This window comes from Longispora sp. NPDC051575 (assembly GCF_040681875.1).
Lineage (GTDB): Bacteria > Actinomycetota > Actinomycetes > Mycobacteriales > Micromonosporaceae > Longispora.
In genome coordinates, this window is the sequence record NZ_JBFAZP010000006.1 from 539,450 (window position 1) to 556,434 (window position 16,985).

General features: G+C 72.3%; 23 protein-coding genes. 7 read left to right on the forward strand and 16 right to left on the reverse strand.

What is annotated here, in order from left to right:
• Window positions 1-216 precede the first annotated feature (216 nt).
• Entirely contained in the window at window positions 217-648 is a 432-nt protein-coding gene (locus AB0M43_RS19985; RefSeq protein WP_363726684.1) for an SAV_6107 family HEPN domain-containing protein, read from the reverse strand.
• Between the two features lie 263 nt (window positions 649-911).
• Between AB0M43_RS19985 and AB0M43_RS19990 the strand changes: the two genes are divergently transcribed.
• The 3 genes from AB0M43_RS19990 to AB0M43_RS20000 are packed head-to-tail and all read left to right on the forward strand — an operon-like array spanning window position 912 to window position 3,749.
• Window positions 912-2,090, forward strand: a complete 1,179-nt coding sequence (locus tag AB0M43_RS19990) for a hypothetical protein (RefSeq protein ID WP_363726686.1) — start codon at window positions 912-914, stop codon at window positions 2,088-2,090.
• Window positions 2,087-3,163, forward strand: a complete 1,077-nt coding sequence (locus tag AB0M43_RS19995) for an alpha/beta hydrolase-fold protein (protein WP_363726688.1) — start codon at window positions 2,087-2,089, stop codon at window positions 3,161-3,163. Before AB0M43_RS19990 ends, AB0M43_RS19995 begins: the two co-directional genes overlap by 4 nt.
• Window positions 3,164-3,182: 19 nt before the next feature.
• On the forward strand, window positions 3,183-3,749 hold the full coding sequence (locus tag AB0M43_RS20000) for a GNAT family N-acetyltransferase (RefSeq protein ID WP_363726690.1): 567 nt from the start codon (window positions 3,183-3,185) through the stop codon (window positions 3,747-3,749).
• A gap of 119 nt (window positions 3,750-3,868) precedes the next feature.
• Here AB0M43_RS20000 and AB0M43_RS20005 read toward each other — a convergent pair whose 3' ends face one another.
• The 11 genes from AB0M43_RS20005 to AB0M43_RS20055 form a co-directional block, all read right to left on the reverse strand.
• Window positions 3,869-4,555 carry a CDP-alcohol phosphatidyltransferase family protein gene (locus AB0M43_RS20005; protein ID WP_363726692.1) on the reverse strand — a complete coding sequence of 229 codons (687 nt, stop codon included), beginning with the start codon at window positions 4,553-4,555 and terminating at the stop codon, window positions 3,869-3,871.
• Window positions 4,537-5,157 carry an SIMPL domain-containing protein gene (locus AB0M43_RS20010; RefSeq protein ID WP_363726694.1) on the reverse strand — a complete coding sequence of 207 codons (621 nt, stop codon included), beginning with the start codon at window positions 5,155-5,157 and terminating at the stop codon, window positions 4,537-4,539. Before AB0M43_RS20010 ends, AB0M43_RS20005 begins: the two co-directional genes overlap by 19 nt.
• Entirely contained in the window at window positions 5,147-6,070 is a 924-nt protein-coding gene (gene metF, locus AB0M43_RS20015) for a methylenetetrahydrofolate reductase [NAD(P)H] (RefSeq protein ID WP_363726696.1), read from the reverse strand. The genes AB0M43_RS20010 and metF overlap by 11 nt, the downstream gene beginning before the upstream one ends.
• Before the next feature lie 46 nt (window positions 6,071-6,116).
• Window positions 6,117-6,317, reverse strand: a complete 201-nt coding sequence (locus AB0M43_RS20020) for a hypothetical protein (protein ID WP_363726698.1) — start codon at window positions 6,315-6,317, stop codon at window positions 6,117-6,119.
• A 259-nt stretch (window positions 6,318-6,576) separates the two neighbouring features.
• Complete coding sequence (locus AB0M43_RS20025) at window positions 6,577-7,638, reverse strand: polyprenyl synthetase family protein (protein WP_363726699.1); 1,062 nt, start codon at window positions 7,636-7,638, stop codon at window positions 6,577-6,579.
• A 151-nt stretch (window positions 7,639-7,789) separates the two neighbouring features.
• Window positions 7,790-8,056: a helix-turn-helix transcriptional regulator gene (locus AB0M43_RS20030; RefSeq protein ID WP_363726701.1), complete on the reverse strand. Its 267-nt coding sequence runs from the start codon at window positions 8,054-8,056 to the stop codon at window positions 7,790-7,792.
• Window positions 8,057-8,061: 5 nt separating this feature from the next.
• Window positions 8,062-8,613, reverse strand: coding sequence for an HdeD family acid-resistance protein (locus tag AB0M43_RS20035; RefSeq protein WP_363726703.1), 552 nt, complete (start codon window positions 8,611-8,613; stop codon window positions 8,062-8,064).
• A 49-nt stretch (window positions 8,614-8,662) separates the two neighbouring features.
• On the reverse strand, window positions 8,663-9,163 hold the full coding sequence (locus AB0M43_RS20040) for a ribonuclease domain-containing protein (RefSeq protein ID WP_363726705.1): 501 nt from the start codon (window positions 9,161-9,163) through the stop codon (window positions 8,663-8,665).
• A complete protein-coding gene (locus AB0M43_RS20045; protein WP_363726707.1) occupies window positions 9,153-9,455 on the reverse strand; it encodes a lycopene cyclase domain-containing protein in 303 nt (100 codons plus the stop codon). Before AB0M43_RS20045 ends, AB0M43_RS20040 begins: the two co-directional genes overlap by 11 nt.
• Window positions 9,452-9,763, reverse strand: coding sequence for a lycopene cyclase domain-containing protein (locus tag AB0M43_RS20050; protein ID WP_363726709.1), 312 nt, complete (start codon window positions 9,761-9,763; stop codon window positions 9,452-9,454). The genes AB0M43_RS20045 and AB0M43_RS20050 overlap by 4 nt, the downstream gene beginning before the upstream one ends.
• Window positions 9,760-10,101: an Rv2175c family DNA-binding protein gene (locus tag AB0M43_RS20055; protein ID WP_363726711.1), complete on the reverse strand. Its 342-nt coding sequence runs from the start codon at window positions 10,099-10,101 to the stop codon at window positions 9,760-9,762. Before AB0M43_RS20055 ends, AB0M43_RS20050 begins: the two co-directional genes overlap by 4 nt.
• Before the next feature lie 64 nt (window positions 10,102-10,165).
• Here AB0M43_RS20055 and AB0M43_RS20060 point away from each other — a divergent pair, with 64 nt between their 5' ends.
• Window positions 10,166-10,675, forward strand: coding sequence for a hypothetical protein (locus tag AB0M43_RS20060; protein WP_363726713.1), 510 nt, complete (start codon window positions 10,166-10,168; stop codon window positions 10,673-10,675).
• Window positions 10,676-10,730: 55 nt separating this feature from the next.
• The gene (locus AB0M43_RS20065) at window positions 10,731-12,569 is read left to right on the forward strand and encodes a PASTA domain-containing protein (RefSeq protein WP_363726714.1); all 1,839 of its coding nucleotides are present in this window, start codon (window positions 10,731-10,733) and stop codon (window positions 12,567-12,569) included.
• Between the two features lie 145 nt (window positions 12,570-12,714).
• On the opposite strand, the gene AB0M43_RS20070 is transcribed toward AB0M43_RS20065, so the two are convergent.
• Complete coding sequence (locus AB0M43_RS20070; RefSeq protein ID WP_363726716.1) at window positions 12,715-13,200, reverse strand: hypothetical protein; 486 nt, start codon at window positions 13,198-13,200, stop codon at window positions 12,715-12,717.
• A gap of 194 nt (window positions 13,201-13,394) precedes the next feature.
• Between AB0M43_RS20070 and AB0M43_RS20075 the strand changes: the two genes are divergently transcribed.
• Together AB0M43_RS20075 and bfr are read left to right on the forward strand one after the other, a co-directional pair.
• Window positions 13,395-13,580: a (2Fe-2S)-binding protein gene (locus AB0M43_RS20075; protein WP_363726718.1), complete on the forward strand. Its 186-nt coding sequence runs from the start codon at window positions 13,395-13,397 to the stop codon at window positions 13,578-13,580.
• A gap of 52 nt (window positions 13,581-13,632) precedes the next feature.
• Entirely contained in the window at window positions 13,633-14,112 is a 480-nt protein-coding gene (bfr, locus tag AB0M43_RS20080; protein WP_363726720.1) for a bacterioferritin, read from the forward strand.
• Window positions 14,113-14,245: 133 nt separating this feature from the next.
• Here bfr and AB0M43_RS20085 read toward each other — a convergent pair whose 3' ends face one another.
• From AB0M43_RS20085 to AB0M43_RS20095, 3 genes are read right to left on the reverse strand one after another with little or no spacing between them, the layout of a single operon-like run.
• Window positions 14,246-15,196 carry an ATP-binding cassette domain-containing protein gene (locus AB0M43_RS20085; RefSeq protein WP_363727000.1) on the reverse strand — a complete coding sequence of 317 codons (951 nt, stop codon included), beginning with the start codon at window positions 15,194-15,196 and terminating at the stop codon, window positions 14,246-14,248.
• A complete protein-coding gene (locus AB0M43_RS20090; RefSeq protein ID WP_363726722.1) occupies window positions 15,190-15,987 on the reverse strand; it encodes an ABC-2 family transporter protein in 798 nt (265 codons plus the stop codon). The genes AB0M43_RS20085 and AB0M43_RS20090 overlap by 7 nt, the downstream gene beginning before the upstream one ends.
• On the reverse strand, window positions 15,980-16,690 hold the full coding sequence (locus AB0M43_RS20095; RefSeq protein WP_363726724.1) for an ABC-2 family transporter protein: 711 nt from the start codon (window positions 16,688-16,690) through the stop codon (window positions 15,980-15,982). The genes AB0M43_RS20090 and AB0M43_RS20095 overlap by 8 nt, the downstream gene beginning before the upstream one ends.
• Window positions 16,691-16,985: the final 295 nt, after the last annotated feature.

A 16,985-nucleotide genomic window follows, 5' to 3' on the forward strand; every position in this document is an offset into this window, starting at 1 on the left:
GCAAAGCCTAGGGCGTCCGACCCGGCGAAAGCGAGCACACCGGACCCTCGCCCCACGCGTTGCCGGGTAGTTGTGTTCCGCGACCCGGCAGGGGGGTGCCGGGTCGCGGAACCAGCAGGCGCGTCGCCGCCGACGGGGGGATTGCCGACGACGGGCGCCGGGCCCCGGTCGGAGCCGACGCAGTGGCGCGGCCCCGGACGGGGACGTGGTGGCCGGTCAGGCCGCCCTGGGCAGGGCGGTCGCGGACCGGTAACTCAGGGCGAGCGCGTCGGCGACGATCGCCACGAAGCGCTCGGCCTCCACCATGAGCCGCTCGGACTCCTGGTGGGTGACCGCGCCGGGGACCCCGGCCTCGGCGATGGCCCGGCGGCGGGCGCCGGCGGCGAACAGGGCCGCCCAGTCGGACAACTCGGGCGCGACGAGGGTGAGCAGACCCCAGACGCTGGTCGGGCGGCCCCGGCCACCGGGGGCCGGCCGGGCCCTGGCGGCCACGACGGCGGCCGCCGCGCGCAGGGCGGCGAGATGGGCGGTGGCGTAGCGCTCCTCGTCGGTGCTGGCGGCAGCGGCCTCGGCCAACCCCTTGCGGGCCAGCGCGAACAGCTCCAGCGGCGTGCGCTGCGGGAAGGCGTGTGCCGGGATCGTCAGCATGCGGAATCCTCCAGCCGGTCGAACCGCGTGCATGTTCGAACTCTTGTTCGAATAGACGTAGAGTAGCGCTCTCCACACAGTGGACGCAACACCCATTCACCATTCTTCAATTCGGGACAACAGCCCCCTTGCGGTCGATCTCCACACCGCGAACCAGCTCGGCCACCCGTCGGGGAGGGGTGTTCGGGGTGCGCGGGATGTGGAGGTGTCGGACAGATCACTCCGGTCGTCGTACCGGAAAACCGCTCTTTACAGTGGGAGCCATGTCCCTGACCGCCACATCGACCCTCGTCGGTGGGTTCGTCCTCGCGATCCTCGTGGTGGCGGGCACGGTCACACTGTGGCGGCGCTGGCCGCGTCGGGGGCGCCTGGCGTTGCGGAGCGGCTCGCTGCTGCTGTCCCAGATCATGGTGGTGCTCTGCGTGGGCCTCGTGGTGAACCGGTCGGAGCAGCTCTACCCCACCCTGGAGACCCTGGTCAGTCCGCCGAAGGCCAAGCGGCACGTGGCCGAGAGCGTCACCAGCGGCGGGCTCGACGAGTGGCTGCGGGCCCGGGCCCAGCAGGGCGCGAAGTCCGGGCTGGCGTTCCCCTGGCAGCCGGCGGGGGGCGGAAAGTGGCCGGTCGCGGAGCACCCGTCGATCAGCCTGCCGGCGCAGTACTTCCTGCAGCCCAACAGCCGGTTCCCCGTGATCGTCGCGTTCGGGCCGCCCGGGACGCCCGGCTGGTCGGACCCGCGCGCCGCCGGCCGCAACGGCGACCCGGCGATCGTCGTGTTCCTGCACCCGAGGACCCACGACGCCGCCTCCCTGCGGCTGCTCGGCGCGGAACTGCCGGAGGAACTGGCCCGCGACCTGCGCACCACCCCCGACCGGTGGTCCACGGTCGGCGTCGGGAAGTACGGGGTCGCGGCGCTGGACCTGGCCCGCCGGCACCCGGAGCGGTACCGGTCGGCGGCCGCCGTCACCCCGCCCGCCCCGGCCGAGCTGGCCGCCCCGGCGAAGGCGCTCGCGGCGATGAACAGCCCGGTGGCCGTGTTCCTCGCGCCCGGCGTGGCGGTGCCGCCCGGCGTTCCCGTGCCCTCGGCGGCCGGCAGCACGAGCCCGGGCGGCCCACCGTCCACGGGCAGCACCCCCGGCCCGGGCGGCTCGGCCCACCCGGGTGCCACGGCGAACCCGACCGGCACCCCGCACCCGGGCACCGCGAAACCGACGGCCACCGCCTCCCCCAACACGCGTCTCTCCCCCAAGCACGCCGACCCGCTGGCGACGGCCCTGCGCTGGGCGGCGGCCCAGCTCCCGGCCGCCCTCGACCCGGCGCAGACGGCCGGCCAGGTCAGCACGTCCACGACCACGTCACCGACGCCCACCCCCGGCGCGTCGTCCTCGCCCCGGCCGCCGGCCACCCCGAGCCGGCCCCCGGCGGCCCCCGGGAACCGGCGATGACCCCCACGAGCCTGAGCCTGCAGCTGCTCACCATGGCGATCGCGGTCGCGACGACCGTCCTGGTCGCGTGGGCCTGGCCCCGGGCCCGCCGGGTGCGTTGGCTGATCCGTCCGGTGCTGCTCCTGCTGTGCGCGGTCACGGCGTTCTCCGTGGTCGGGGTGGCCGTCAACCGGATCATGTTCCTGGCCCCGACCTGGGGGCACGTGCTCGGCGACCGCGACGCCGCCGCCGTGCCGTCCGGCGGTGACGACGGGACCGCGCCGCCCACCGCCGCGCCCGGGCAGAGCCGGATGGAGCAGTTCACGCCCGCGCCGGGGAAGGCGGGCATCGCGCTGCCGGTGGTGGTGTACCTGCCGCCGGGCTACGACCAGTCCGACAACGTGCGGTACCCGGTGATCACGGCCTACGCGGGCTACCCGGGCACGCCGAACACGTGGGTGTCCGGCACCGGGGCGCAGAAGATGCTCGACGCCGAGATCGCCGCGCACCGGATGGCCCCGACCGTCGTGATCTACCCGACCATGCACCCTGATCCCAAGTGGGACAGCGAGTGCGTGAACGCCGAGGGCGGGCCGCAGTTCGACACGTATCTGACCGAGGACGTGCCCGCCGCCGTGCAGAGCCGTTACCGGGTACGCGGGGACCGGGCCGCCTGGGGTGTGATCGGCTTCTCCACCGGCGGGTACTGCGCCGTGAACCACGTGCTGCGCCACCCCGACCGGTACGTCGCGGCCGGCAGCATCGCGGGGTACTTCAAGCCGTTGCCGGGCGGCGCGGGCGGCACCCAGGACCTGTTCAAGGGGAACGAGCGGGCCCGCCAGGAGAACTCCCCGCTGTGGCGGATCCAGAACGCGCCGGTCCCCGACGTCGACATCTGGTTCGGGTCGGCCAACGACGACAAGAACGCGATGGCGGGGATCCGGGAGTTCGCGCCGCACGTCAGGGCCCCGGTCCGGTTCACGACGGCGTTCATCCCGGTGGGCGGGCACACGCTTTCCGCCTGGCTCGTCCTGATCCCGTCGGCACTCAACTGGCTCTCGGCCCGGCTTGCCGCGCCGCAGACCTTGTCCTAATGCGCCAAGATACGTACCTATGCCACTCATCCACTGGGGACCCGACGATCTCCTGCACCGCCTCGACGACGTCCTGGCCGTGTACGGGGCGGCGATGGCGTACCCGAGGGACCTGATCTTCTCCCGGCGCAGCTTCGTCGCCAGCCACGCCGGCCGGCCGGGCTTCCGGGCCGTGGCCACCCTCGACGACGACGGCTCGCTGCTCGGCTTCGGCTACGGGTACACGTCCAGCCCCGGCCAGTGGTGGCACGAGCAGGTGCGCGGCGCGCTGCCCCGGCCGGTGTACCACGGCTGGATGGACGACTGCTTCGAACTGGTGGAGCTGCACGTGGCCCCCGGCGCGCAGGGGCACGGCAGCGGGCACCGGCAGCTGGTGGCACTGCTCACCGGGGTGCCGCGCGGCACGGTGCTGCTGTCCACGCCCGAGGTGCCCCGGGAGGCGTCGAGGGCCTGGCGGCTGTACCGGCGGCTCGGGTTCCTCGACGTGCTGCGCGACTTCCACTTCCCCGGGGACGAGCGGCCGTTCGCCGTGTTGGGGCGGTCGCTGCCGCTGGACCGGGGCGACGAGTCTGGTCGGAGCGCATAGCGGGCCCGGGTGGGAGGCCTGATCACGGCACACGATGGGGCCGGGGCAACGTGGGCGGTTCGCCTTCCGGGTGGGCGCCCGGGTCCGCGCGGGTCCCGGTACCCCGATGAAGGGGTTCGTCAGCCGAGGGAGCGGCGGACCGACGTGAAGACGTGGGTCAGGCCGAGGACGGCGACGAGCAGCCAGACCGCCCCGACCAGGGCCGCCGCGCCCCGGGCCAGGGTCTCGGAGGCCGCACCGGCCAGTCCACACAGGATCAGGCCCAGCGCGACGGTCGCGATCCGGGGGCCGCGTTCGCCGAGCACGGAACCCTCGACGAGGACGACGCCGGTCTCGGCCGTCCGGGTCCGCAGGTACTCCTGGAGCCAGGTCAGCGCGCCGCACGCCACGATCAGCACGCCCGGCGCGCCCAGCAGCCACAACGCGCCCAGCCAGGCCGCCTCGGACAACCGCTCGACCAGGGCCGCGTACACGTAGCCGATCCGGGTGATCCGCTCTGTGAGCACCGCCAGCGCGCGGCTGACCGCGTCGGTGACGACCGCGAGCAGCACCGCCGCCCCCGCGCCGAGGGTCCACCAGCCGCCGACGGCCGCGAACGCCGGCACGGCCAGGCTCAGGACCAGGCTCGCGGCGAGCAGGTTGCCGGGGGCGGCGCCGAGCCGGGCCAGCGGGCGGGCCAGGGCGTAGGACACCCGGAGCCAGCCACGGAACGGTTGCGGGGTCGTCCTCGGATCGACCCCGTGCAGCGACGCCCAGCGTGCCGCGTAACCGTCCCAGCCCAGCGTCGTCAGCTCAACAACCCCCATCGCACCTCGACGGATGCCGAGATCTCCAGTTCACCGGCCTCCACGGACGGGCCGCCCCCGAAAGCCATGGCCCGCATCGCGTGCCCCGGGCCGGAACCGCCGCCCTGACCCGCCTCGGAGACCGCCTCGACCACACCGAGTCGTCGCTCGGCCAGCTCAGCGTAACGCCGGGCCTTCGTTTTCGCGTCCTCGAAGGCCAGATCGCGCGCGCGTGTCTTCGCCTCGGCCGGGTCGTCCACGGCGAAGCTCAGGTCGTGCAGCCGGGCCGCGTCGCCCGCCGCTCCGATCGCCGCGCCCACGATGTCGCCGGCCGTACCCAGGTCGCGCAGCCGCGCGGTGAGCTGCTGGCTGGCCGTCCAGCCCTGCGGCGCGCCGTTGGGGCCGAACGCCTGGAAGACCCGGGCGCCGGCGGTCTGCCGGTCGCGGTCGGGCACCCCGGAGCGCTTGAGCACGTCGTTGATGCTGTTCAGCGCGGCCGAGCAGCGGTCCAGCGCGGCCTGCACCGACGGGGCGGTGACCTCGGCCCCCAGGTTCGCCATCAGGACGTCCGGGGTGACCGGGACCCGGCCGACCCCGATGACCGTGACTCCGTCATGCCGCATGCGCACGCACCCCCGTGATGTTCTGCCACACCTCGCGGGTCGCCGTGGACCTGTTGAAGGTGATGAAGTGGATCCCCGGCGCGCCCTCGCGCAACAGCCTCTGGCACAGCTCGCCGGCCTGGTCGATCCCGAGTCTACGGACGGCGGCCGGATCGTCGGCCACCTTCTCGAACTGCGCCGCCAACGCCGACGGGAACGGGGCCCCCGACAACTGGGCCGACTTGGCGATCGTGCCCATCGCGACGACCGGCATGATGCACGGCACGATCGGCGCGTCACAGCCGGCGGCGGCGACCCGGTCGCGCAGCCGCAGGTAGTCGTCGGCGTCGAAGAACATCTGGGTGATGGCGAAGTCCGCGCCGGCCCGCATCTTGCGGACGAAGAACCTCGTGTCCTCCTCGATGTCCCGCGAGCGCGGGTGCTTGTACGGGAACGCGGCCACGCCCACGCTGAAGTCCCCGGCCTCCTTCACGAGGCGGACCAGGTCCTCCGCGTACAGCACGCCCTCGGGGTGCTTGATCCACTCGCCGTCGACGCCGGACTTCGGGTCGCCCCGGACCGCGAGGATGTTGCGGACCCCGGCGCCGGCCAGCCGGCCGACGACGTGCCGCAACTCGCGGACCGAGTGGTCCACGGCGGTCAGGTGCGCCATGGGCAACATCGTGGTCTCCGTGGCGAGCCGCTCCGTCACCTCCACGGTCAGGTCGCGGGTGGTGCCGCCGGCGCCGTACGTCACCGAGACGAACGACGGGCGCAGCTGCTCCAGTTCCCGGATCGTCTGCCACAGCACCTGCTCGCCCTCGGCGTTCCGCGGCGGGAAGAACTCGAACGAGAACGTCGGGTCGGGGTGCCGGATCAGGTCACCGATCGACGCCGGTCGTGCCGGGCGGAAGGACGCGTTGTTGATTGCCACGGTCGCCAGACTACTGGTGGCGGTGGGGGGAGTTGAAGAACCACCATCATTCGGGACGGTCGGCGCTCGCCGCCCAGCCACGCTCCCCCAGCCGGCGGCCCAGACACGGCCAGGACTCGCCGCAGGCCCGGCACCTGCGGGGACGGGTGTCGGGCGGGGCGTCGAGGGCGGGTTCGTGCTGCCGGATCAGGTGCGCCGCGAGGCGCCGGAGCAGCTCGACGATTGGCGCGTTCTCGGGATCGGGCATGGGTCGATGTAACCGGGGAACGGGGTGGGTGGGAGGAGCCGGGAACGGGGCTGGCCCACACTTCTTTTCCGGGCGGGCGGCCCCGGGGCACGGGCCGCCGGGCCGGGCTCGGGATTGCGGCGCGGGCCGGGTGGGCGCGACCCGGAGGCGCTCCACGCGGTAGGTCAGGCCGGGCGGGCGTCTCCCGGTGGTGGGTCAGGCCGGGGCCGGCGCCTCCCGGTGGTGGGTCAGGCCGGGGCGGGCGTCTCCCGGTGGCGGGTCAGCCCGCGCGGCGGGTCGCGGCGGTGATCAGGTCCGCGAGCACGGCCCGCGCCCCCGGCTCCACCGGCGCCCCGTCGAGGGCCTCGTGCGCGGCGGCGGTCAGTTCGGAGATCCGGGCCTCCACGGTCGCCAGCGCGCCGGTGGACACGATCACGTCCCGGAGCGCGGCCACCCCGGCGTCGTCGAGGTCCGGGTCGCCGAGCAGGGCGGTGACCAGGTCGCGCTGGGCGGGGGTGCCGGCGGCCATGGCGGCGGCCACCAGGTACGTCCGCTTGCCCTCGCGCAGGTCGTCGCCCGCGGGCTTGCCGGTGACGGCCGGGTCGCCGAACACGCCCAGTTCGTCGTCGCGGAGCTGGAACGCCTCGCCGAGCGGGAGCCCGTACGCGGAGTAGCTCTTGAGCAGGCCGTCGTCGGCCCCGGCCAGGGCGCCGCCCATCAGGATCGGGCGCTCGATGGTGTACTTCGCCGACTTGTACACCGCGATCTTGCTGGCCCGTTCGAGGCTGGTGTCCCGGGTGGCGACCGCGAGCACGTCCAGGTACTGGCCGGCCATCACCTCGGTGCGCATCTCGTCGAACACGGGCCGGGCCCGGGCCACCGCCACCGGATCCACGCCCGCGCCGTCGAACAGCTCGTCCGACCAGGCCAGGCACAGGTCCCCCAGCAGGATCGCCGCCGCCCGGCCGAACGCCTCGGAGTCACCGGCCCAGCCCTCGGCCGCGTGCCGGTCGGCGAACCGGCGGTGGATGGCGGGCAGGCCGCGCCGGGTGTCGGAGGCGTCCATCACGTCGTCGTGGATCAGGGCGCTGGCCTGCACGAGTTCGAGGCTCGACAGGCACCCGACGACCTCGTCGGCGTCCGTGCCGCCCGCGCCGGCGAAGCCCCAGTACGCGAAGGCGGGGCGCATCCGCTTGCCGCCGCCGAGCACGAACTCGGTGAGCGCGTCGGCGACCGGCAGCAGGGCGGAGTCGATCGCGGAGAGCCGCTCGCGCTGGGCTGTCAGGAACGACTCCAACGCGGCGGTCACCCGGCGCTGCAGCGGCGCATGATCGTGATTCACGGCCCCGACGGTAGTCGATCAGGGGGTGCTCCGGATGTTCGGGTTCCGCACTGGTGACCGGGGGCTCCCGGGCCGATTCGGCGGGGCCGGGGTCGAATCCGGCGGGGCCGGGCGCGGAGCCGGCGTAGGCGTGGCCAGCGCGGACCCTCCGTCAGCGCGGCCGGGTCCGAACCCTGCGTCGGCGGCGCCCGGCGGCCGAGGCCGCCCGCAGTTCCTCCTCCGACAGGCCGAGCAACGCCGCCAGCCCCCCGCGCCAGAACGGCCCGGGCAGCCGGCGGGACCGTTCCCACCGGGACACCTCGTGCCGGGTGAGGGTGGGCCGGCCGGTCAGGGTGTTGAGCTCGCGGGCGAGCCGGTGCTGGCTCCAGCCCCGGGCGCGGCGGCGGCGGTGCAGGAGTTCGGCCAGAGATTCGTACATGCGTTCTATATACCGGAGGGGTGTGACGTCCTCGCCAGGCCGCGCAGCCGGAAGCCGTAGAACACGAGGGACACGCCCCAGATGATCGACCAGATCCCGAGGGTGACGGCGAGCGCGACCAGACCCTGACCGGGGCGGACCAGCAGCACGATGCCGAGGAGGACGAACAGCGCGCCGGACAGGTACAGCAGCCACTCGCCGGTCACCTCCTTGCGGATCTGCCAGGCGGCGTACAGGTAGAGCAGTCCGATGATGATCGACCAGCTGGCGATGAAGACCAGCAGGACGAGCGCGGTGATCCCCGGCCAGAGGAAGGTGCCGATGCCGGCGAGCACCCCGGCGACGCCCATCAGGACGAGCAGCCAGCGGTGCTCGCCCCGGCCCGAGATGCCCAGCCAGCCGGCGGTGACCCCGTCGATCAGGGCGTAGACCCCCCAGACGAGTACCAGGGCGAGCACGGTGACCCCGGGCCAGGCGACGGCCAGGACGCCGAACACGACGGCGAGGACGCCCCGCAGGACGACGAGGCCCCAGTTTCTTGCCAGCAGCTCCAGCATGTACCGATGATCAATCGGACAGCGGGGGCGTGGGCGGTTATTCCGGAAGTCAGCGGAGAACCTGCTGGAAACTGCCATAATGGTCGGCCGTGTAGTACAGGTCCCCGCCGTCGCCCGTGATCAGGCGGCGCGCGCCCCGGTCACCCTCGCCGGGCGTCACGACCGTGTACTCGTGGTAGTAGCCGCCCGGCTTCTGCGGCAGCCGGCGCTCCCGGTTCTCGAAGATCACGCCGTCCTGCTTGTAGGGGAACGGCCCGCCCTGGTCGATCAGCGCGAGGGTGTTGCGGCCCTCGGCGGGCAGGTCCGCGACCTTGATCTTCTTGAGCCCGGAGTCGGGCGGCGCGGGCGTGGTGGCCCGCGGCTTCGTCGAGGTCGCCTGCGCGGCCGGTCCGGTGGTGGCCGCCGTGCCGCCGGTGGCTGTTGCCGTGGCCCGCGCGCCGTCCGGGGCGGGTTTCGGGTCCGCCGACAGCTTGCCGATCAGGAACACGGCCAGCACGGCCACGACGAGGACGGCCGCCGAGGCGAGCAGGCCCTTCTGCTTACTGTTCACTCTTACGCTTCCCCAGCCAGGTCCATACCGACAGTGTCGTCAGCACGAGGGCGAAACCGAACCCCAGGTCCTCGACCGGGGCGTGCGCGATCCGCCAGCCGGTGATCGCACGGGGATCATATTGGACGATGCCCCGGCCGGTGAGAATCCCGTTGGACAGAAGCTGGAAGAACACGATGATCGGGTACGTCGCCCAGAATGTCCGCCCGAGCAGCAGCCTGGTCCGCAGTACCCGGAGATCGACGAGGACCGCGCACAGCAGCCCGAGGCCGACGGCGGCCGTGTAGGTCATCGGGCCAGCACTTTCCGGACGGCTTCGAAACCGAGGATCGCGCACAGGGGTACGACCAGGAAGAACAGCAGTTCCTCCAGGGGCAACCGGCCGGGCAGGGTCACGCCGAGCACCTGGGCGGGGTCGTAGCGCCAGTGCCCGGCCGCGATGGCCGCCAGGTCCCAGCAGACGAAGACGGCCGCGACCGGCAGGACGGTGAGCGCGAGCCGCCGCCCCTGCCGGAGCACCCCGGTCCGGAGCACGGGCTCCAGCCAGATCGCGGCGGCCAGGCATCCGACCAGCACGAACAGGTACGACAGGTGCCTCAATAGCCCGCGGCCTGTGCCCGGCGCTTGACCTCGGTGGACCGGTGGCTCAGGGCGGCGGCCGGCGTCCCCTCCAGGTACTCGTCGGGGGTATAGAGCCACCTGAGTGCCTCTTCGTCGTTGTACCCAGCATCACGCAAGAGGTTCAAAACACCCGGGAGGTGCTTGATCGCGAGCGGGGTGGCGAGCAGCTCGCTCGGTACCCGCAGCACCCCGTCGCGGCGCACCGCGAGGATCTGTCCCTCCCGCAGCAGCTGCCGGACCTTGAGGATCGGCAGGTCGAGCCGTTCGGACACATCAGGCAGGGTCAGCCACTCGGCTGGCGAAATTTCCGTAGTCACCCCACAAGACTAGGGCCTCCCCCGTTCCCGCCCCTCGGGTCGGCCTCTGGAAGGGAAATCGCACATGAACCTCCGTCGGGAAATCCGCGGAGTCCTACGCTCCGTCCGTTACGACCTGTTTCGTCGGGGCGCGGAGCCGGAGCACCCCACCCACCGGGGCATCGTGCTCCTGGGCCTGTCGTTGCTGGTCCTCGCGGTGGCCGCCGGCTCGTACTTCACCGTGCTCGGCGTGGCGAAGGCCGTGCGGGGCGACACCGCCCTGGGGGCCGCCGCCGGCCGGGGCGGCACAGAGATCCAGGGGGGTACGGCCGACGGCGGGCCGGCCGGCTCCGAGCCCCGGCGGGTCACCTCGACCCCGCGCCGGCTGCCCACCCGGAGCCCGTCCGCGGAGCCGTCGGCCTCCGCCCGCCCCGAGGCGCCCAGGCCGACCCCGACCCGGTCCACGGCCGGGCCGACGCCCACCCCGGAGGGCAGCCCGACCCCGTCGCCGACGGCCAGTTCCTCGCCCAGTCCCACGCCCAGCGCGACGCCCACCGCGACGGTCGCGCCGACCCCCACGAGTACCCACCACTGAGCGTCGTCGGGCCGGGTGGACCACGGGGGTGCGCCCGGCCCGTACACTCGCGGGCGTGGACACGACAGTCGCCGACCCCCTGATCGGGGCGCTCCTGGACGAGCGGTACCGCATTCGCGGCCGAATCGCCCGGGGCGGCATGGCGACCGTGTACCACGCGATGGACGAGCGCCTGGAGCGCGAGATCGCAATCAAGATCATCCATCCGACGCACGCGGGCAAGCGGCAGTTCACCGACCGGTTCGAGCGCGAGGCGAAGATGATCGCCCGGCTCACCCACCCCAACATCGTCGCGGTGTACGACGAGGGCAGCCACGACGGCCTGCCGTACCTGGTGATGGAGTACGTCCGTGGCCGCACCCTCCGCGACGTCCTCAACGACCGGGGCACCCTTCCCGGCGACGAGGCGCTGAACATCATGGCCGCCGTGCTCGCCGCCCTGGGCGCCGCGCACCGGGCCGGCCTGGTGCACCGCGACGTCAAGCCCGAGAACGTGCTGATCGCCGACGACGGCCAGGTCAAGGTCGCCGACTTCGGGCTGGCCCGCGCCGTGGAGGCCAGCGGCGAGGAGAACACCGCCAGCGGCCAACTGCTCGCCACCGTCGCCTACGTCGCCCCGGAACTCGTCTCCGAGGGGTTCGCGGACCCGCGCGCCGACGTCTACTCCGCCGGCATCATGCTGTTCGAGCTGCTCACCGGCCGGGTGCCGTACGAGGGCGCCCAGGCCGTCGACGTCGCCTGGCAGCACGTGGAGCGCGACGTGCCCGCCCCGTCGCGGTTCGCCCCGGAGACCTCCGCCAGCCTCGACGAACTCGTCGCCCGCGCCACCCGGCGCGACCCGGGCGCGCGGCCCACCGACGCGGGGGCGATGCTCGCCGAGCTCGGCGCCGCCCGCGAGGATCTCGGCGCGCCCCGGCCCGCCGTCGCGCGGTACCACCCGGTCCCGCCGCCCGTGGCGCACACCACCGTCATCCCGCTCGCCGCCCGGCTGCCGATGGCCGCCCAGCGCGCGCTGCGCAAACCGCCGTTCGCCGTCATCGCGGCCGTCGTCGTGATCGGGGTGCTCGCGGCGCTGGGCGGCTGGTGGTTCGGCGCGGGCCGGTACACCGAGACCCCGGCACTGGTCAGCCTCGCCCAGGCGGACGCGCAGGCCAGGGCCGCGAAGGCCGGGTTCTCCCTGAAGGCCGTGGAGGGCTACAGCGAGACCGCCCCGGTCGGCACCGTCGTCTCCCAGCAGCCGAAGGCCACCGAGTCGATCCTGCGCGGCGGCACGATCGTCGTCACGGTCTCCAAGGGGCCCGAGCGGCACACGGTGCCCGCCGACCTCGTCGGGATGGACGGGGAGGACGCGCTCAAGGCCCTGAAGGCGCAGACGTTCCGGGTCACCCAGTCCCAGCAGTACAGCGCGACGGTCGCCGCCGGGAAGGTGGCCTCGGTCGACCCGCCGGCCGGCACGGTGCTGCCCGCCGGGGCGCCCGTCTCCCTCGCGATCAGCAAGGGGCCGCCGCCGATCACGGTACCCAGCGTGGTCGGCAAGAAGGTCGAGGACGCCAAGCGCGAACTGGAGAAGCTCGGGCTCGTCGTCGTGGTCAACGTCGTGAACAACGACACCGTGGCCAAGGACCGGGTGATCGGCCAGAACCCGGTCAGCGGCACCGGCGTGGAGACCAACGCGCAGGTCACGCTGAGCGTGAGCGCCGGCCCGCCGATGGTGGCGGTGCCCGACGTGGGCGGGCTGTCGTTCGAGGACGCGAAGAAGAAGCTGGAGTCGGTGGGGCTGGTCGCGGTCAGGGCCTTCAACTGGCCGGGCGGGCGCAACACGGTCTACACCCAGTCGCCGGGCGCGAACCAGCAGGTCGCGAAGGGTTCGTCGGTCTCCCTCTGGCTCTACTGACCCGGCCACGCCCGTCGAGCCCGGGTGCGTGCCCGGCGCCGGGACCTGCGACTCCGGGGCCGTCGCAAGGCTCTGGTGAGCGACCCACCCCGACGCGACCGGCCGGGAAGGCTCGAAGCCTCCCCGGCGACGGTCGGAGGGCGGGTCAGCAGCCGCAGGTGTAGTACAGGATGTCCCAGTGGTTGCCCTCGTCGGTGTAGAGGTTCCCCGACGGCGCCTTGTACTGGTATCCCCAGCCGGAGATGTACCCGACGTAGGTGTAGTGGTTCTTGACGTAGTTGGTCACGCAGGTGGTCTTGCCGACGTCGACCTTGTAGCCGTTCCAGTGGCTGTACGTGCCGCCGGAGTGCCCGGTCTCCGTACCCCCCGTGATGTTGATCGCGCAGCCGGTGATCGCCTTGAACGTCTTGATCCCGCTGACGGTGGACTGGTTGATCTGCTCGAACGACGTGCAGGTGGAGACGTTCCGGTTCGTGCAGCCCCCGCTGGAGGACCACGTGATGCCCGAGGCCGACAGCTGGCCGGCCGCCTGGGACTGGGTGAGTTTGGTGGCGGCGAAGGCCGGGGAGCCGAACCCGACCGTCACGGCCACCGCGACGGCAACAATCGTCAAAGCTCGATGTATCCGCATGTGCCGAACCGTAGGGCCCGGCAGGTAAAGGCCGAATCGGTCGAACGGTAAACATCTGAACAGGACACGGCGCACATCGAGGGACGAACGTTCTCCCCCGAACGGTGGACCCACTCTGACCTGCGCGAACCCTTGACGGAGCCGCCCCCTTAGGGCATCCTTGCTTAGGCCAGGCTAAGCGAAGGGGTGATCGCGTGTTCGTTTGCATCTGCGCGCGCGTCCGCGAGTGCGAGGTCCGCGACGCGATCCGCTTCGGCGCCCGGTGCGAGGAGAGCGTCGGCGACGCCTGCGGGGCCGGCACCGGCTGCGGTTCGTGCCTGGACCGGATCGCGGATCTGATCGGCGAGGAAAGCCCAGCATTGGCTACCCTAAGCGCGTAATTGCATACCCTTAGCGACTGACCCGGACACCGGTGCCTTTATCCTGCTGATCATGCAGGGAGATCCCACAGTCATCGAGTTCCTCAACGAGCAGCTCACCGCCGAACTGACGGCCATCAACCAGTACTTCCTCCATTCCAAGATGCAGGAGAACTGGGGCTACACCAAGCTGGCCAAGTACACGCGGCACGAGTCCATCGACGAGATGAAGCACGCCGACAAGATCACCGACCGCATCCTGTACCTCGACGGGCTGCCGAACTACCAGCGGCTGTTCCCGCTGCGGATCGGCGAGAGCGTCCCGGAGATGTTCGCCTGCGACATGCAGGTCGAGCAGGAGGCCGTGACCCGGCTCCGCAAGGGGATCGAGTACATGCGCAAGATCGGTGACGTCACCTCCGCGAACCTCTTCGAGGAGATCCTCGCCGACGAGGAGGGTCACATCGACTACCTGGAGACCCAGCTCGCTCTGATCGAGTCGCTGGGCCTGCCGCTGTACCTCCAGAACGTGACCGAGCACCCGGAGGCGTAGCCGGGTCCGCCCGTGGGCACTCCCTCACCGAGGGGGTGCCCACGACGCGTTTCCGGGGCGCGGCGGGCGGCCCGGGACTGGTGCTGCCTGCCCGGGCCCGGTGCCGGCGGCCCGAGCCGGTTGCGGCCGGACCCTACGCCCCGCCGTACAGCTTCGCGATCACGTCCTCGATCTCCGGCTCCACCACGGACAGGTCCCGCAGCGCGACCACCGCCGCGAGCCGCCCCACCACCTCGCCGACCGTGGCCCCGTCCACCTCCAGCCGGACCCGCGACCCGTCGACCTCCACCACCCGGGCGCCCGGGATCACCAGCCCGGCCGGCCACGGCGCCTCCAGGTCCGCGACGATGCCGCGCCGGGAGTCGTACCGGTCGTGCAGCGCCTCCAGGGAGCCGTCGTGCACCACCCGGCCGTGGTCGATGACGACCAGCCGCTCGCACAGCTTCTCGATGTCGGCCAGGTCGTGGGTGGTCAACACGATGGTGGTGTCCCCGGCGGCCCCCAACTCGGCCAGGAAGCCCCGGACGGCCTGCTTGCTCATCACGTCCAGCCCGATGGTCGGCTCGTCGAGGAACAGCACCTCGGGGCCGTGCAGCAGCGAGGCCGTGATCTCGCCGCGCATCCGCTGGCCGAGGGAGAGCTGCCGCACCGGGGTGTCGAGGAACTCGTCCAGGTCCAGCAGCGCGCGGCAGCGCTTGAGGCGGGCGGCGTGCTCGGCCGGCGGCACCCGGTACACGTGTCGGAGCAGGTCGAAGGAGTCGCGCAGCGGCAGGTCCCACCACAGCTGGGACCGCTGGCCGAACACGGAGCCGATCCGCCGGGCCAGGGTGGTGCGCTGCGGCACGGGGCGCAGCCCGCACACGGTGACCTCGCCGGCCGAGGGGGTCATGATGCCGGTGAGGATCTTCAGGGTGGTGGACTTGCCGGCCCCGTTCGGGCCGATGTAGCCGAGCAGCTCGCCCCGGTCGATGGCCAGGTCCACCCCGTCGACGGCCGGCACGGTCACCGACTCGCGGCGGAACCGGCCGACCTTCTTGCGGACCGTGAAGTCCTTCCGCAGTCCACGCGTCTCAATGATCATGATCCGGTACTCCCGTAGCGACGGAGCCCGGCCCGCCAGACCGTCCGGGCGAACAGAAGGGCGAGCAGCGCGACGACGGGCGAGAGCCACCGCAGCGGATCCGGTACGCCGAGGGGGTCCGAGCGGCCCAGCAGCGCCAGGGCCGGCAGGTACGCGACGAACGCGAACCCCAGCCCGTACGCGAACAGGCCACGGAACCAGCCCCCGAACATGGTGGTCGGATAGTTGGTGAAGTCCCGGCCGCCGTACGTGAACGCGTTGCCCACGTCCCCGGACTCCACCCACCAGAAGGCCAGCGAGGCGAAGACGACGAACAGCGACCCGAAGAAGACCGCCCCCGCGATCGGGGCGAGCACGGCCAGCAGCACCGCGCCCGGGGTCCACACCACCGGGGCGACGACCAGCGCGACCCCGTAGAAGACCAGGGCCTGGAGCATCCGGCCCAGGCGGCGGCTGGCGAAGTCGAGCACCAGGAGCTGGCCCAGGGCGGACAGCGGCCGGAGCAGGACGGTGTCGAGCAGCCCCGTGCGGACGTACGTCTTGAGGCGCTCGATCTCGCCGACCAGCCCGTCGGCGAAGCTGAACGCGACCACCGACAGCGCCGTGATCAGGATGATCTCGGTCCAGGCGAAACCGCCGAGCGTCTTCGTGACCCGGAACAGCATGAAGATCGCGCCGACGTCCACGGCCGCCAGCACCGTGGCGGTGACCAGGTCCAGGGCGAACGACGCCCGGTACTGGGCCTGGCTGCGGACCTGCGCGCCCAGTACCCGCAGATAGGGGTTGTCAGCCACCCTGCACCACCAGCCTGCGCAGCGCCCGGGCCTGCACCACCCGGGACAGCGCCACCAGCGCCACCAGCCAGCCGAGCTGGAGGCCGAGCACGTCGAAGGACCGCTTCTCCACGAGCACGTCCAGCGGCCCCTGGAACAGCAGCGGGAACGGGGTGGCCCGCAGCACCGCCGCGAGCCCGTCGGGCCAGAGTTCGATCGGGAACTGCAGCCCGCCGAACAGCCCCGACATCAGCAGCCACGCGGTCCACACGCCACGGACGTCCAACAACCAGAAACACACGAGCGCGAGGAGGTACCGCAGGCAGAAGCACAGCGCCGCCGACAGCACGAGCGCCGCCGCGAACAGCGGATAGGTGATCACGTGCCGGGGCACGTACAACGTGAAGAAGACCGCCCCGACCACGACGGGGAGGCTGAACCGGACCAGCATCGAGTACAGGAACCGGCCGGACTCGGTCGCCGCCGCCGCCCACATCAGGTCGATCGGCCGGAGCAGGTCGGACACCACGTTGCCGGTCCGGATCTGCTGCACGAGGTCGAGCTGGCCCCACACGTTGATGACCCCGATGATGCCCTGCGAGACCCACATGTAGGTGGCCAGTTGGGACCGGTCGTAGCCCAGCACGACCCCGCCGGCGCCGGCCGCGACTGTCAGGAACACGTAACACTTGAGGAACCCGAAGACCGAGTTGGTGAAAGCCATGGCGAACGTGGCCTGCGTATAGGTAGAAAATCGTCTATAACCTGCTCCGGCGAGGGCCAGAAAGGCTCGTAACGAACCGGCCGGAATACTGGCGGCGGGTGCGGTCACGCTTTACCCTCCTATCGACACACAAGCGGCCGAGCCTACGCCGCGCGGTGTCCCCCCGTCAGGCTAATTTCGCAGGGTGCGTGCGGCATGAGTGACGCGAGTGTGGCCGGTGGCTGGTTCGCCACCCGCCCCTCGCTGCCCGAAGTGGTCCGGGCGGAAGAGGAAGTTTCGGTCGCACCGTCTGTAG

Bases quoted from the DNA above. Each gene is read 5' to 3' on its own strand.
- AB0M43_RS19985 (WP_363726684.1), bottom strand. From the start codon at position 648: ATGCTGACGATCCCGGCACACGCCTTCCCGCAGCGCACGCCGCTGGAG.
- AB0M43_RS20030 (WP_363726701.1), bottom strand. From the start codon at position 8,056: ATGTACGAATCTCTGGCCGAACTCCTGCACCGCCGCCGCCGCGCCCGG.
- AB0M43_RS20070 (WP_363726716.1), bottom strand. From the start codon at position 13,200: ATGCGGATACATCGAGCTTTGACGATTGTTGCCGTCGCGGTGGCCGTG.
- AB0M43_RS19995 (WP_363726688.1), top strand. From the start codon at position 2,087: ATGACCCCCACGAGCCTGAGCCTGCAGCTGCTCACCATGGCGATCGCG.
- bfr (WP_363726720.1), top strand. From the start codon at position 13,633: ATGCAGGGAGATCCCACAGTCATCGAGTTCCTCAACGAGCAGCTCACC.
- AB0M43_RS19990 (WP_363726686.1), top strand. From the start codon at position 912: ATGTCCCTGACCGCCACATCGACCCTCGTCGGTGGGTTCGTCCTCGCG.
- AB0M43_RS20035 (WP_363726703.1), bottom strand. From the start codon at position 8,613: ATGCTGGAGCTGCTGGCAAGAAACTGGGGCCTCGTCGTCCTGCGGGGC.
- AB0M43_RS20060 (WP_363726713.1), top strand. From the start codon at position 10,166: ATGAACCTCCGTCGGGAAATCCGCGGAGTCCTACGCTCCGTCCGTTAC.
- AB0M43_RS20045 (WP_363726707.1), bottom strand. From the start codon at position 9,455: ATGACCTACACGGCCGCCGTCGGCCTCGGGCTGCTGTGCGCGGTCCTC.
- AB0M43_RS20000 (WP_363726690.1), top strand. From the start codon at position 3,183: ATGCCACTCATCCACTGGGGACCCGACGATCTCCTGCACCGCCTCGAC.
- AB0M43_RS20005 (WP_363726692.1), bottom strand. From the start codon at position 4,555: ATGGGGGTTGTTGAGCTGACGACGCTGGGCTGGGACGGTTACGCGGCA.
- AB0M43_RS20095 (WP_363726724.1), bottom strand. From the start codon at position 16,690: ATGGCTTTCACCAACTCGGTCTTCGGGTTCCTCAAGTGTTACGTGTTC.
- AB0M43_RS20010 (WP_363726694.1), bottom strand. From the start codon at position 5,157: ATGCGGCATGACGGAGTCACGGTCATCGGGGTCGGCCGGGTCCCGGTC.
- AB0M43_RS20020 (WP_363726698.1), bottom strand. From the start codon at position 6,317: ATGCCCGATCCCGAGAACGCGCCAATCGTCGAGCTGCTCCGGCGCCTC.